This window comes from Enterobacter sp. A8 (genome assembly GCF_004296595.1).
GTDB lineage: Bacteria > Pseudomonadota > Gammaproteobacteria > Enterobacterales > Enterobacteriaceae > Enterobacter > Enterobacter cloacae.
This window is the reverse complement of sequence record NZ_SCMF01000007.1, coordinates 1-13,686: the sequence shown is the minus strand read 5'-3', so window position 1 is coordinate 13,686 and position 13,686 is coordinate 1. Positions and strand designations below refer to the sequence as shown.

Below are 13,686 nucleotides of genomic sequence, written 5' to 3'. Positions count from 1 at the left end.
TTCCTTTCAGGCCGCGGTGATAAGCCAGCAGTTATGGATCTGACGATTACGGGCAAAGTCCTGAGACAGCGTTTTTTGGCTGATTTCTTGTGCTTTCAGTCCCAGAGCGGCCAGGCCGTCGTGATCCATGCGGAAACCGCGTTTGTTATTCGAGAACATAATCGTGCCGCCTTTACGCAGGAGGCGCTTCAGGTCGGTCATCAGGCGCAGGTGATCGCGTTGTACATCAAAGCTATCCTCCATACGCTTGGAGTTGGAGAATGTTGGCGGATCGATGAAGATCAGATCGAACTGTTCATCGGTGTCACGCAGCCAGCCCAGGACATCGGCCTGCATCAGACGATGCTGGCGTCCGGTCAGGCCATTGAGACGCAGGTTGCGCTCCGCCCACTCCAGATAGGTGCGCGACATATCCACCGTAGTGGTGCTGCGCGCGCCGCCCAGGCCCGCGTGCACGCTGGCGCTACCGGTGTAGGAAAACAGGTTAAGGAAGTCCTTACCTTTGCTCATCTGGCCCAGCATACGACGGGCAATGCGGTGGTCGAGGAACAGCCCGGTATCGAGGTAATCCGTCAGGTTAACCCACAGGCGAGCGTTGTATTCACCCACTTCAATAAAGTCGCCCTTCTCACCCATCTTCTGATACTGGTTTTTCCCTTTCTGACGCTCGCGGGTTTTTAGCACCAGTTTGTTTGGCGCGATGCCAAGCACGGCAATCGTCGCTGCGATCACGTCCAGCATGCGCTGGCGCGCTTTTTGCGCATCAATGGTTTTTGGTGGAGCATATTCCTGAATCACCACCCAGTCTGCATAGCGGTCAACCGCCACGTTGTACTCCGGCAGATCGGCGTCATACAGGCGATAGCATTCAATGCCTTCCTGTTTGGCCCATTTTTCAAATTTCTTCAGGTTTTTGCGCAGACGGTTAGCGTAATCTTCCGCCACGCCCGACGGTTTGCTGTCCGCCGCTTTCTCTGCCAGATGGTAGTTTTTCTGCACACAGTCCAGCGGGCCATTCTTCGCCTTAAACTGGCGATCGGCGCGCAGCTGCAGACAGCTCAGCAGTTCTGGTGAAGCGCTAAACAGGGAGAGATTCCAGCCGCCAAAGTAGTCTTTCATATTGCGACCCAGCAGGCTGTGCAGGGCAATCAGCGCCGGTTCGCTATCCAGACGCTCGCCGTATGGCGGGTTGCTGATAACGGTACCGTAGGGGCCTTTCGGCAGCGGGTTGGTCAGGTTCGCGACATCTTTCACTTCAAAGGTCACCAGCTCACCGATACCTGCGCGACGGGCATTGCTGCGCGCACGTTCAATGACGCGCGGGTCGCTGTCAGAGCCATAGAAATGCGAGGTATACTCCGCCAGGCCTTTACGCGCACGGGCCTGCGCTTCGGCTTTGACCTCTTTCCAGAGCGCTTCATCGTGCTGCGCCCAGCCGCTAAAGCCCCAGTGGCCGCGATGCAGGCCGGGAGCGCGGTCGGTGGCCAGCATCGCGGCTTCAATCAGCAGCGTACCGGAACCACACATTGGGTCGAGCAGCGGCGTGCCCGGCAGCCAGCCGGAGCGCATCACGATGGCGGCGGCCAGCGTTTCTTTGATGGGCGCCATACCGGTGCGATCGCGGTAGCCACGCAGATGCAGACCTGCCCCGCTCAGATCCAGAGAGATGCTGGCGGTATCGCCATTGAGCCAGACGTTAATGCGCAGATCCGGGTTTTCACGATCGACGTTTGGTCGTTCTTTGTTTTTACGGGTAAAGCAGTCCACGATGGCATCTTTCACACGCAGCGCGCCGTACTGGCTGTTGCGGATCTCATCGTTTACACCGTTAAAATGCACCGCGAAGGTCGCGTCTGGCGTGAAGATCTCTGTCCAGTCGATCATCTGTACGCCGGTATAGAGATCAAGATCGCTATAGACCTTGCACTCTTTCATCGGCAGCATGATGCGCGACGCCAGGCGGCTCCACATCAGGCTCTGGTAAATAAGCCGTGTGTCGCCCTCAAAATGGACACCACCCTGAACCACCTGGCACTCTTGCGCGCCCAGGGCTTCCAGTTCAGTTTTTAACAGCTCTTCCAGCCCACGGGCCGTACTGGCAAACAGAGAATTCATATCGTCACTTTTACTCTAAGAAAATTGTCGCGCATTATAGCTAATATGACGTGTATGTCATAAAGTTGAAGGCTTATTTTCATTCGAGGGACTGTGCACAGTGGCGACGTTATCCAGGCTTTTTATTCATCCGGTGAAATCCATGCGCGGTATCGGCGTTTCTCACGCCCTGGCTGACATCAGTGGATTTGCCTTCGATCGTATTTTTATGGTCACCGAGCCTGACGGTACGTTCATTACCGCACGCCAGTTCCCGCAGATGGTGCGCTTTACGCCTTCACCGCTGCATGACGGCCTGCACCTCACCGCCCCGGATGGCTCAAGCGTATTGATTCGCTTTGCTGATTTTGCGCCTGTCGATGCGCCAACGGAAGTGTGGGGCAATCATTTTACCGCTCGCATCGCTCCGGACGAGATTAACCGCTGGCTGAGCGGCTTCTTCTCCCGTGAGGTACAGCTGCGCTGGGTGGGTCCGGCGCTGACACGACGCGTCAAGCGCCACGACGCGGTTCCCCTCTCGTTTGCCGATGGTTTCCCGTTCCTGTTAACCAGCGAAGCCTCGCTGCGTGACCTGCAGCGTCGCTGTAAGGCCAGCGTGCAGATGGAGCAATTTCGCCCGAATCTGGTGGTGACCGGTACGGAAGCCTGGGAGGAAGATACCTGGAAAGTGATCCGCATCGGCAGCGTCATTTTTGATGTCGTGAAGCCGTGCAGCCGCTGCATTTTCACCACCGTAAGTCCGGAGAAAGGCCTGAAGCATCCTTCCGGCGAGCCGCTGAAAACCCTGCAATCATTCCGTACCGCGCAGGATAATGGCGACGTGGATTTCGGCCAGAATCTTATTCCGCGCTCAAGCGGAGTGATCCGCGTGGGTGACGAGGTGGAAATTCTCACCCGTGGGCCTGCGCGCGTGTACGGTGCGGGTCAGGAAGAAGAAATGGTAGACGTTGAGACGCAAGCCAGTTCGGCAGTGGATATTCACTGGCAGGGCCGCGTTATACGGGGTAACAATCAGCAGGTGATACTTGAGCAGCTGGAGCAAGCCGGGATCCGTATCCCGTATTCCTGTCGGGCGGGTATCTGTGGTTGCTGTCGAATCAAGCTAGTCGGGGGCGACGTCAGTGCGCTGAAGAAATCCGCAATCGGTGATGACGGGACGATCCTGTGCTGTAGCTGTATTCCAAAAACGTCGATACAGCTGGAAGCTTAAACCGCCTGTTCCAGGCTGAATGAATCCACGCGCAGCTGCGGTTTCAGCCTGTCATTCATGACCTTAATGGCATCCCCGAGCTGCATCGTCCGCCCGGCAATGGTCACGCCGGGCTGGGCCAGCAGACAAAGCGCGGCATTTTCGCCAGGTTCCACCACCAGTAAACTCACCTCTTCTGCGGTATCGCTCAGGTTGACGCTGGCCGCATCGCCCGTGGCCGGCGTCCAGTTCATATCATGCGGCAGAAAATGCCAGCTTTTCGGCATTTGCGGTTTCAGAAAACGAATCGCCACCAGCGCGTTTAATATCAGTTCGGCACGCTGTTCTTTTGAGAGCAGCAGGTCACGGCATTTCTCTTCAAAGGAGAAATAAAGCGCAGCATCGTCTACACAAAAGCCAGACGGGGAGAAAGCGTCCGGGGTTAACATTCGACGCGCAAAACGAGAACGGAACAACATGCCATTGGCTAAATCGAGCATCATTCGGTCATGCTCTTCACAAAAATACCAGCGCCAGTTATCGTCAGGTTTAATTCGCATGTGTCTCTCCCGTACCCAAACGTCCTGTACTAAAAATGTCCCATTCGCCGCTTCGTTTATAACACCATTAATAAAAGACTATAATGTCTAAATAAGCAACAGTGATGGAATATAAAACAACCAGGGCTGGAAATAAAGCCCTGGTTGTCTGATTAAGAGAAAAGATTAGATATGAGTAACGATTTCTTTTATGAGCGGCGGGCCTTTAAAAATAAAGCCGGAATAGATTTGCACCAGTGAGGCGCCCGCAGCCATCTTCTCGCGCGCAGCAATCACCGAATCGATACCACCGACACCGATTATTGGCAGACGACCTTTTAATTCGGCGGAGAGCGCCCGAATAATTTCCGTACTTTTTAATTGTACCGGACGTCCACTTAACCCACCCGCTTCGTCACAGTTTTTCATTCCCTGGACGAGGGATCGATCGAGCGTCGTATTGGTCGCAATCACACCATCAATATTATGGCGAACTAAGCTGTCGGCAACCTGGATCAATTCTTCAGCAGAAAGATCCGGTGCGATCTTAACCGCCACCGGAACATATTTATGATGGATCGCCTGCAGCTCATTTTGTTTATTTTTAATGGCGCTGAGAAGATCGTCCAGCGCTTCACCATATTGCAGAGAACGTAGCCCTGGGGTATTCGGCGATGAAATATTCACGGCGATATAACCGGCATAGGCATAGACTTTTTCCATACAAATCAGGTAGTCATCTTTACCCTGCTCAACCGGCGTGTCTTTATTTTTGCCAATATTGATGCCTAATACACCATCAAAATGGGCTTTTTTAACGTTTTCTACGAGATGATCCACGCCGAGGTTATTAAAGCCCATGCGGTTGATCAGCCCCTCGGCTTCGACCAGGCGGAACAAACGCGGCTTATCATTACCCGGCTGTGGACGCGGCGTGACGGTACCGATTTCGATGGAACCAAAGCCCATCGCGCCCAGGGCATCAATGCACTCGCCATTTTTATCCAGACCTGCCGCCAGACCCAGCGGGTTTTTAAAGGTCAGACCCATGCACTGCACAGGTTTTTCCGGCACGTTCTGACGCACCAGCGCGGCCAGCGGCGTTCCCGTAATACGGCGTAATTGCTGGAATGTAAATTCATGAGCGCGCTCAGGGTCGAGCTGGAAAAGGGCTTTACGAACGAAGGGGTAGTACATGAACTCTCCTGGATTCCCGGTGTGCAAACCGGGAGGGGATTATGTGCGATCCTGCCCGGAAAGGGAATTGACCTGCGGCAAAAAAATCAGCGTAAAACGCAAACGTTTACTTCCCCGTACACTTCTTATGCGCTTTTTCGCATTTTAATTGCGGATAAATCATTTAGTGGAATAACCACGCAGTGTCACACTCCTGAAAATTGTTATGAATGTTAGATAAAAGCAAACAATTAGTTATAAGGAGCACACATGCGCGTCATCACCCTGGCCGGAAGTCCACGTTTCCCTTCTCGTTCCAGCGCCCTGCTGGAATATGCCCGCGAAAGGCTTAATGCTCTGGATGTGGAAGTGTGCCACTGGAATCTGCACAACTTTGAACCTGAGGATCTGCTCTACGCGCGCTTTGACAGTCCGGCATTGAAAACCCTGATTGAACAGCTAAAAAGTGCTGACGGGCTTATCGTCGCGACCCCGATTTATAAAGCCTCATTTTCCGGCGCACTGAAAACCTTGCTCGATCTGCTGCCTGAACGTGCACTTGATGGAAAAGTGGTGTTGCCGCTGGCTACGGGCGGTACGGTTGCGCATTTACTGGCCGTGGATTACGCCCTGAAGCCAGTACTGAACGCGTTGAAGGCGCAGGAGATCCTGCACGGCGTTTTTGCCGATGACTCGCAGGTTATCGATTACCAGCACAAACCGCATTTCACACCGAATCTGCAAACCCGACTCGACAGTGCGCTGGAGACATTCTGGCATGCCCTGCACCGTCGCGATATTCAGGCACCTGCGTTTGGACAGCCACAAGGAGTCGCACATGTTTAAAACACTTACCCGTATCAGCCTGGCTGGTCTGCTCGCACTCTCGTCCCTGACCCATGCAGCAGAGACGGTACCTGACAGTTTGCGCATTGGTTACCAGAAAGGCAGCGTCAGTATGGTGCTGGCAAAAAACCACCAGCTTCTGGAAAAACGCTTCCCACAGACCAAATTCTCCTGGGTGGAGTTTCCTGCAGGGCCACAAATGCTGGAGGCGCTGAACGTTGGAAGCATTGATTTAGGCAGTACTGGCGATATTCCACCGATCTTTGCGCAGGCGGCCGGGGCCGATCTGGTCTACGTTGGCGTTGAGCCACCCAAGCCCAAAGCCGAGGTGATTCTGGTGCCGGAAAATAGCGCCATTAAAAATGTCGCCGAACTTAAAGGTCACAAAGTCGCATTCCAGAAAGGTTCCAGCTCGCACAACCTGCTACTCCGCGCTCTGCAGGAGGCCGGGCTAAAGTTCACCGATATTCAGCCCGTCTATCTGACCCCAGCTGATGCCCGCGCCGCCTTCCAGCAAGGCAATGTCGATGCGTGGGCTATCTGGGATCCTTACTACTCCGCGGCATTACTTCAGGGCGGCGTACGGGTATTGAAAGATGGCACTACCCTGAAACAGACCGGTTCGTTCTACCTGGCAGCCCGTCCGTATGCAGAGAAAAACGGTGCCTTTGTTCAGGAGGTCCTGAATACCTTTACCGAGGCCGATACCCTGACGCAAAGCCAGCGCCCGGAGAGCATCACCCTGCTGGCGAAAACCATGGGCTTACCGGAGGCGGTGATCGCGAGCTACCTCAACCACCGTCCACCCACCACCATTATCCCGGTGGACGCACATGTCGCAGCCCTGCAACAACAGACTGCCGACCTCTTTTATCAAAACCGCTTAGTCCCAAAACAGGTGAACATTCGCGAACGCATCTGGCAACCCGCAGCTAAAGAAGGAGCCAAATCATGAGTCTGAATCTTTTCTGGTTTTTACCCACCCACGGCGATGGACACTATCTTGGCACCGAAGAGGGGTCGCGCCCGGTTGACCACGGCTATCTGCAGCAGATTGCGCAGGCGGCAGACCGAATCGGTTTCACCGGCGTGCTGATCCCCACCGGACGCTCGTGCGAAGACGCCTGGCTGGTCGCCGCGTCGATGATCCCGGTCACCCAGCGCCTGAAATTCCTTGTGGCATTACGTCCGAGCGTGGTTTCCCCGACCGTTGCCGCACGTCAGGCGGCAACGCTCGACAGGCTCTCCAACGGACGCGCGCTGTTTAACCTGGTCACCGGCAGCGATCCGCAGGAACTGGCCGGTGACGGCGTGTTCCTCGATCATACGGAACGCTATGAGGCCTCCGCCGAGTTTACCCGCGTCTGGCGACGTCTGCTTGAGGGGGAAACGGTCACCTTTGATGGCAAGCATATTCATGTTCGCGACGCGAAACTCTACTTTCCTCCGGTACAGCAGCCGCGTCCACCGCTCTACTTCGGCGGATCGTCGGATGTGGCACAGGATCTGGCGGCAGAACAGGTCGATCTCTATCTGACCTGGGGGGAGCCACCTGAACTGGTGAAAGAGAAAATTGCCCAGGTGCGGGCCAAAGCCGCCGCCCACGGCCGAAAGGTGCGCTTTGGCATTCGCCTGCACGTGATTGTGCGTGAAACCAACGAAGAGGCCTGGCAGGCCGCTGACCGGCTGATCTCGCATCTGGACGATGAGACCATCGCCAAAGCGCAGGCGGCATTTGCGAAAACCGACTCCGTAGGACAGCACCGGATGGCTTCGTTACATAACGGCAAACGCGAGAATCTGGAGATCAGCCCCAATCTCTGGGCGGGTGTCGGCCTGGTACGTGGTGGTGCGGGTACTGCGCTGGTGGGTGACGGCCCGACCGTGGCGGCGCGTATCAATGAATATGCTGAGCTGGGTATCGACAGCTTTATCCTCTCGGGCTATCCGCATCTTGAGGAGGCATACAAAGTGGGTGAACTGCTGTTCCCGCATCTGGATGTCGCTATCCCGGACATTCCGCAGCCCCGCCAGCTGCAGCTTCAGGGCGAAGCCGTGGCCAACGAGTTTATTCCGCGTAAAGTCGCGCAAAGCTAAGGAGTGGCTATGTCTCTCACCTCACAAAAATGGCTGTTGCGCGCCGCCCCGTGGTTTTTACCTGTCGGCATCGTCCTTATCTGGCAACTGGCCTCCTCCACCGGCTGGCTGTCGAGCCGTATCCTGCCCTCTCCAGAGGGCGTGATCGAAGCCTTCTGGTCGCTGAGTGCCAGCGGCGAGCTGTGGCAGCACCTGGCCATTAGCTCCTGGCGCGCGGTGATTGGGTTTGCCATCGGCGGGAGCATCGGCCTGACGCTGGGGTTGATCAGCGGCCTGTCCCGCTGGGGGGAACGGTTGCTGGATACCTCCATTCAGATGCTGCGCAACGTACCGCATCTGGCGCTGATCCCCCTGGTCATTCTGTGGTTTGGTATCGATGAGAGCGCCAAAATTTTCCTCGTGGCGCTGGGCACGCTGTTCCCGATTTACATCAATACCTGGCATGGGATCCGCAATATCGATCGCGGGCTGGTTGAGATGGCACGCAGCTACGGATTATCAGGATTTGCCCTGTTTATCAACGTGCTGCTGCCGGGCGCCCTGCCCTCCATTATGGTTGGCGTTCGCTTTGCGCTCGGCCTGATGTGGCTGACGCTGATCGTCGCGGAGACCATTTCAGCCAACTCCGGCATTGGCTATCTGGCAATGAACGCCCGCGAATTCCTGCAAACGGACGTGGTGGTAGTCGCCATTATCCTTTATGCCCTGCTGGGCAAACTTGCTGACGTCAGCGCCCAGTGGCTGGAACGCAGCTGGCTGCGCTGGAACCCGGCCTATTTCTCTCAGGAGGCGAAAGCATGAATACCGCCCGACTCACTCAGGGGACACCGCTGTTACTTAACGGCGTCACGAAACGCTACGGCGACAAAACCATTCTTAACGCCCTGGATCTGCATATCCCCGCCGGACAATTTGTGGCCGTTGTCGGCCGCAGCGGCGGCGGCAAGAGTACGCTGCTGCGCCTGTTAGCCGGACTGGAAGCGCCGAATGGAGGGGAGATTCTGGCAGGGACAACGCCGCTGGCCAATATTCAGGATGATACTCGCATGATGTTTCAGGATGCGCGCCTGCTGCCCTGGAAAACGGTGATCGATAACGTCGGGCTGGGGCTGAAAGGTCACTGGCGGGAGGAGGCGCGTCAGGCGCTGGCCGCCGTCGGGCTGGAGGATCGCGCCGGTGACTGGCCTGCGGCCCTCTCAGGCGGGCAAAAACAGCGCGTAGCGCTGGCGCGGGCGTTGATACATCGTCCAGGCCTGCTGCTGCTCGATGAGCCACTCGGGGCACTTGATGCCCTGACGCGGATTGAAATGCAGGATTTAATTGCCTCGCTCTGGCAGGAGCACGGTTTTACGGTCCTGCTGGTGACGCACGACGTGAGCGAAGCCGTCGCCATGGCTGACCGGGTGCTGTTAATAGAAGAGGGAAAAATTGGTCTGGATCTGACGGTAGATATTCCACGCCCTCGCCGTGTGGGATCGGCCAGACTGGCAGAGCTGGAAGCGGAGGTGCTGGAGCGAGTGATGAGGCGCGGTGTGAATGAGCGCGCCTTGATTACGGCTAATGCCTGATGCCTTCACCCGGCCCTCTCCCACAGGGAGAGGGTGGGATTAACGTTTATATTACGCCAGCGCCTTCGAAATCTTCTCGTACAGATCGCCAGAGAGATTTTCCAGCCCTTTAAGCTGCTCAAGCGCGGCACGCATCTTCGTCTGGCGCTGCGCATCGTAGCGTTTCAGGCGGATCAGCGGCTCAATCAGGCGTGATGCCACCTGCGGGTTACGGCTGTTCAACTCGGTCAGCATTTCTACCATGAACTGATAACCGCTGCCGTCTTCCGCGTGGAACGCAGCCGGGTTGCTGCTGGCAAACGCGCCAATCAGGGAGCGGACGCGGTTCGGGTTGCTCATGGTAAAGGAGCGATGCTTCAGCAGGCTGCGCACGTTGCTGAGCGCATCGGCTGCCGGACTGGTCGCCTGCAGAATGAACCACTTGTCCATAACCAGGCCATCCTGGTGCCACTTGTCGTCATACTCTTGCATCAGCGCATCACGGCACGGTAACTCGGCTGCCACGCTTGCCGCCAGGGCTGCGAGCGCGTCGGTCATATTATCCGCTTCGTGATACTGCTTGCTCACCAGCGTGTTCGCCAGGTCTGTTTCACCAAAGGCCAGGTAGCGCAGACAGGTATTGCGCAGGGAACGTTTACCAATGTCGCCATGTTCCACGCGGTACGCATCCAGCTTGTTGGCGTTGTAGATCGCCAGGAACTCATCCGCCAGTTCGGCCGCCAGCGTGCGGGTCAGCGCTTCACGCACAGCCACGATGGCAATAGGATCGATGGTCTCGAACAGCTCGGCGATTTCGGTCGCGGACGGCAACGTCAGGATTTCAGCCGCGAGGGCCGGATCAATCTGTTCATCCAGCAGAACCGCACGGAACGCGTCAGCCACGTGAACCGGCAGCGACAGCGGCTGGCCCTGCTGATGACGATTAACGTTCAGCTTGATGTATGTCGCGAGCAGGCTTTGCGCGGCATCCCAGCGGGAGAAATCGTTGCGCGCGTGACGCATCAGGAACGTCAACTGCTGATCGCTCCACTTGTACTCCAGCTTCACTGGTGCAGAGAATTCACACAGCAGTGCAGGCACCGGCTGGAAATAGACGTTATCGAAGATAAAGGTCTGCTCTGCCTGGGTCACGTTCAGCACGTTGTGTACCGGGTGGCCGCCCTTCTGCAGCGGGATCACTTTGCCTTCGTTATCATACAGTTCAATGCTGAACGGAATGTGCAGCGGATATTTTTCTTCCTGCTCAGCCGTTGGCGGCGTGCGCTGGCTGATGGTCAGGGTGTACTGCTCGGTCTCCGGATTGTAATCGTCTTTAACGGTGACAATCGGCGTACCGGCCTGGCTGTACCAGCGGCGGAAGTGAGAGAGATCCACATTCGACGCATCTTCCATTGCCTGCACAAAATCATCGCAGGTGGCGGCGCTGCCGTCGTGACGCTCGAAATAGAGCTGCATCCCTTTCTGGAAGTTCTCCTCGCCCAGCAGGGTGTGGATCATACGGATAATTTCCGCCCCTTTTTCATACACCGTCAGGGTGTAGAAGTTATTCATCTCGATGACTTTGTCCGGACGAATTGGGTGCGCCATCGGACTGGCATCTTCCGCGAACTGCAACCCACGCATGGTGCGCACGTTGTTGATGCGGTTAACCGCCCGCGAGCCCAGATCGGAGCTGAACTCCTGGTCACGGAATACGGTCAGGCCTTCTTTAAGGCTCAGCTGGAACCAGTCGCGGCAGGTGACGCGGTTACCGGTCCAGTTATGGAAATATTCGTGGCCAATAACGCGCTCGATATCGAGGTAGTCTTTATCGGTGGCGGTATCGGTACGGGCCAGCACGTATTTGGAGTTAAAGATGTTGAGACCTTTGTTCTCCATCGCGCCCATGTTGAAGAAGTCGACGGCGACAATCATATAGATGTCGAGATCGTATTCCAGACCAAAACGCTCTTCGTCCCATTTCATGGAGTTGATGAGCGAGGTCATCGCCCATGGCGCGCGATCGAGGTTGCCACGGTCAACGAACAGTTCCAGCGCCACTTCTCGGCCAGAACGGGTTTTGAAGGTGTCACGTAAGACGTCGAAATCACCCGCCACCAGCGCAAACAGGTAGCATGGTTTCGGGAACGGATCCTGCCACTGTACCCAGTGACGGCCGTTTTCCAGCTCACCCTCACCCACGCGGTTACCGTTAGAGAGCAGGAAAGGATAAAGCGTTTTATCCGCGATGATTTTGGTGGTAAAACGCGCCAGCACGTCCGGACGATCAAGATACCAGGTGATGTGGCGGAAACCTTCCGCTTCACACTGGGTGCACAGCGCCACGCCAGACTGGTAGAGCCCTTCCAGCGCCGTATTGGCGGCAGGGCTGATTTCATTCACGATGCGCAGCGTAAAGCGTTCCGGCAGGTTATCGATCACCAGCTGGTTGTCTTCTTCTTTATAGTCAGTCCAGGCTGCATCATTAATATGCAGGGAGACCAGCGTCAGGTCTTCACCATCCAGACGCAGCGGCACTGCCGTCGCGCTCTGGCGCGTCACCTGGCTTACCGCCGTCACAACGGTTTTAGTGGCATCCAGGTCAAAAGTCAGATCGATATCGCTAATCAGGTAATCCGGCGCACGATAGTCGTGGCGGTATTTGGCTTGTGGCTGTTGTGTCATAGAAAACCTTATGCATCGTTTGTCGAATAACGATTCCAGTCTATTCCTGTTGTGTAGATCGCGCTATGCAGAATGTTCATCTTTTCAGGTACAAACACCCTTTTTGCTACATTTGTATAATATGAACTCATAATTTTTAAAATCGATAAAGATCGTCCAGGAGCGCATAAAACAAGGGATGAGCGAGATCGAGACAAAACATGATTAACGAACTTTAACGCACTTTACCATGCACTTTTGCCCCATCCATGCCCCAAAGCTTTTTTAAGCCAACCTCAGACACCATCGGCTCTGCAGGTCACATCGACAATAATTCTTCCCTCAGAAATACCCTCAAAATTTAAAAACAAAGGGCTCACGCCTTGACAGACAAATCCTCCACAGCAAAAATACTGTATATCCAAACAGTAGATAATGGAGCGCATTATGTTTGTTGAACTGGTTTACGATAAGCGAAACGTTGAAGGCTTGGAGGGAGCCAGGGAGATTATCCTGGCCGAGTTGACGAAACGAGTGCACCAGATTTTCCCTGATGCTGAAGTGAAGGTTAAGCCGATGCAGGCGAACGGTTTAAATAGCGATGCCAGCAAAAGTGATCGGGAAAAGCTGAACCGCATGTTAGAGGAAATGTTTGATGAATCCGATATGTGGCTGACATCTGAATTCCCAACTGTCCGGCAAAATGTGTAACAGTTCGACGGGCAGCCTATTTCAACAGCTGCCTTTCAATTATTCAGGCTTGGCCCACCGGGAATTTTTTATAAAGCGTGCAAACAGCCACATCATAAATTATTGCAACCTGTTTTCTGTCCACACCGTTTGATATTAATCTCCCCGCCTGCGCCCATTGCTCAGGTGTTAACTTTGGACGCCTACCACCTATGCGCCCTTTCTCGCGCGCCGCGGCCAATCCTGCCCGGGTACGTTCAGCAATCAGCTCTCGCTCCATTTCCGCCAGCGCTGACATGATGTGAAATATAAACCGCCCCATCGGGCTGGATGTATCAATACTGTCTGTCAGGCTCTTAAAGTGGATGCCACGCTGCCGGAGTTCGTCCACCAGCAGTACCAGGTTGCGCATGCTTCTCCCGAGTCGATCAAGCTTCCACACCACCAGCGTATCCCCCTCGTTCAGGGCGCGTAGAAGCTTTTTTAGCGCTGGCCGGTTCGCTACCGTCCCGCTCATTTTTTCTTCAAAAATCTGTTCACATCCTGCGCGTTCGAGGGCTTGCCGCTGGAGATCTGTGTTTTGGTCATTTGTTGACACTCTTACATAGCCAATTTGCATACTATTCACCCACTAATTACGGCAAAAAAATCAGGTGAAGTTATCGGCATTGACTCATCAGAGCAATCTATAAAACGTCGGTTTAGGAAGTAGCGCCACGAAAGATATTGGTACTTCAGGTGCTGCAATTCCGATCTTAAATGCAGCAAATACCTGGAGTGCCACACAAACGTTTTCTACTTACCCATACATCGACATGACATC

12 protein-coding genes are annotated in these 13,686 nt (G+C 55.1%); 7 read left to right on the top strand and 5 right to left on the bottom strand.

What is annotated here, in order from left to right; all coding sequences use genetic code 11:
• Positions 1-6: 6 nt before the first annotated feature.
• Entirely contained in the window at positions 7-2,115 is a 2,109-nt protein-coding gene (rlmKL, locus tag EQV24_RS20905; RefSeq protein ID WP_045902768.1) for a bifunctional 23S rRNA (guanine(2069)-N(7))-methyltransferase RlmK/23S rRNA (guanine(2445)-N(2))-methyltransferase RlmL, read from the bottom strand.
• 100 nt (positions 2,116-2,215) lie between these two features.
• Between rlmKL and EQV24_RS20900 the strand changes: the two genes are divergently transcribed.
• On the top strand, positions 2,216-3,325 hold the full coding sequence (locus EQV24_RS20900) for a YcbX family protein (RefSeq protein WP_048972448.1): 1,110 nt from the start codon (positions 2,216-2,218) through the stop codon (positions 3,323-3,325).
• On the opposite strand, the gene zapC is transcribed toward EQV24_RS20900, so the two are convergent.
• Positions 3,322-3,864, bottom strand: coding sequence for a cell division protein ZapC (zapC, locus tag EQV24_RS20895; RefSeq protein ID WP_013097268.1), 543 nt, complete (start codon positions 3,862-3,864; stop codon positions 3,322-3,324). The two genes, EQV24_RS20900 and zapC, sit on opposite strands and share 4 nt — an antisense overlap.
• Positions 3,865-4,029: 165 nt before the next feature.
• Positions 4,030-5,040 carry a quinone-dependent dihydroorotate dehydrogenase gene (gene pyrD, locus EQV24_RS20890; protein WP_013097269.1) on the bottom strand — a complete coding sequence of 337 codons (1,011 nt, stop codon included), beginning with the start codon at positions 5,038-5,040 and terminating at the stop codon, positions 4,030-4,032.
• Between the two features lie 249 nt (positions 5,041-5,289).
• Between pyrD and ssuE the strand changes: the two genes are divergently transcribed.
• The 5 genes from ssuE to ssuB are packed head-to-tail and all read left to right on the top strand — an operon-like array spanning position 5,290 to position 9,530.
• Positions 5,290-5,865 (top strand): NADPH-dependent FMN reductase, encoded by a 576-nt coding sequence (gene ssuE / locus EQV24_RS20885; protein ID WP_129252585.1) that lies wholly within the window; start codon positions 5,290-5,292, stop codon positions 5,863-5,865.
• Complete coding sequence (locus EQV24_RS20880) at positions 5,858-6,820, top strand: sulfonate ABC transporter substrate-binding protein (RefSeq protein ID WP_129252583.1); 963 nt, start codon at positions 5,858-5,860, stop codon at positions 6,818-6,820. The genes ssuE and EQV24_RS20880 overlap by 8 nt, the downstream gene beginning before the upstream one ends.
• Positions 6,817-7,962: an FMNH2-dependent alkanesulfonate monooxygenase gene (ssuD, locus tag EQV24_RS20875; protein WP_058661615.1), complete on the top strand. Its 1,146-nt coding sequence runs from the start codon at positions 6,817-6,819 to the stop codon at positions 7,960-7,962. The genes EQV24_RS20880 and ssuD overlap by 4 nt, the downstream gene beginning before the upstream one ends.
• A 9-nt stretch (positions 7,963-7,971) precedes the next feature.
• Positions 7,972-8,763 carry an aliphatic sulfonate ABC transporter permease SsuC gene (ssuC, locus tag EQV24_RS20870; RefSeq protein ID WP_029883221.1) on the top strand — a complete coding sequence of 264 codons (792 nt, stop codon included), beginning with the start codon at positions 7,972-7,974 and terminating at the stop codon, positions 8,761-8,763.
• Positions 8,760-9,530, top strand: coding sequence for an aliphatic sulfonates ABC transporter ATP-binding protein (ssuB, locus tag EQV24_RS20865; protein WP_038985600.1), 771 nt, complete (start codon positions 8,760-8,762; stop codon positions 9,528-9,530). The genes ssuC and ssuB overlap by 4 nt, the downstream gene beginning before the upstream one ends.
• Before the next feature lie 51 nt (positions 9,531-9,581).
• Here the strand turns inward: ssuB and pepN are convergent, their stop codons facing one another.
• Positions 9,582-12,194 carry an aminopeptidase N gene (gene pepN / locus EQV24_RS20860; protein WP_130627006.1) on the bottom strand — a complete coding sequence of 871 codons (2,613 nt, stop codon included), beginning with the start codon at positions 12,192-12,194 and terminating at the stop codon, positions 9,582-9,584.
• Between the two features lie 426 nt (positions 12,195-12,620).
• On the opposite strand from pepN, the gene EQV24_RS20855 reads away from it, so the two are divergent.
• Complete coding sequence (locus EQV24_RS20855) at positions 12,621-12,884, top strand: DinI family protein (RefSeq protein WP_130627005.1); 264 nt, start codon at positions 12,621-12,623, stop codon at positions 12,882-12,884.
• 43 nt (positions 12,885-12,927) lie between these two features.
• On the opposite strand, the gene EQV24_RS20850 is transcribed toward EQV24_RS20855, so the two are convergent.
• Positions 12,928-13,482 carry a recombinase family protein gene (locus EQV24_RS20850; protein WP_130627004.1) on the bottom strand — a complete coding sequence of 185 codons (555 nt, stop codon included), beginning with the start codon at positions 13,480-13,482 and terminating at the stop codon, positions 12,928-12,930.
• Positions 13,483-13,686: the final 204 nt, after the last annotated feature.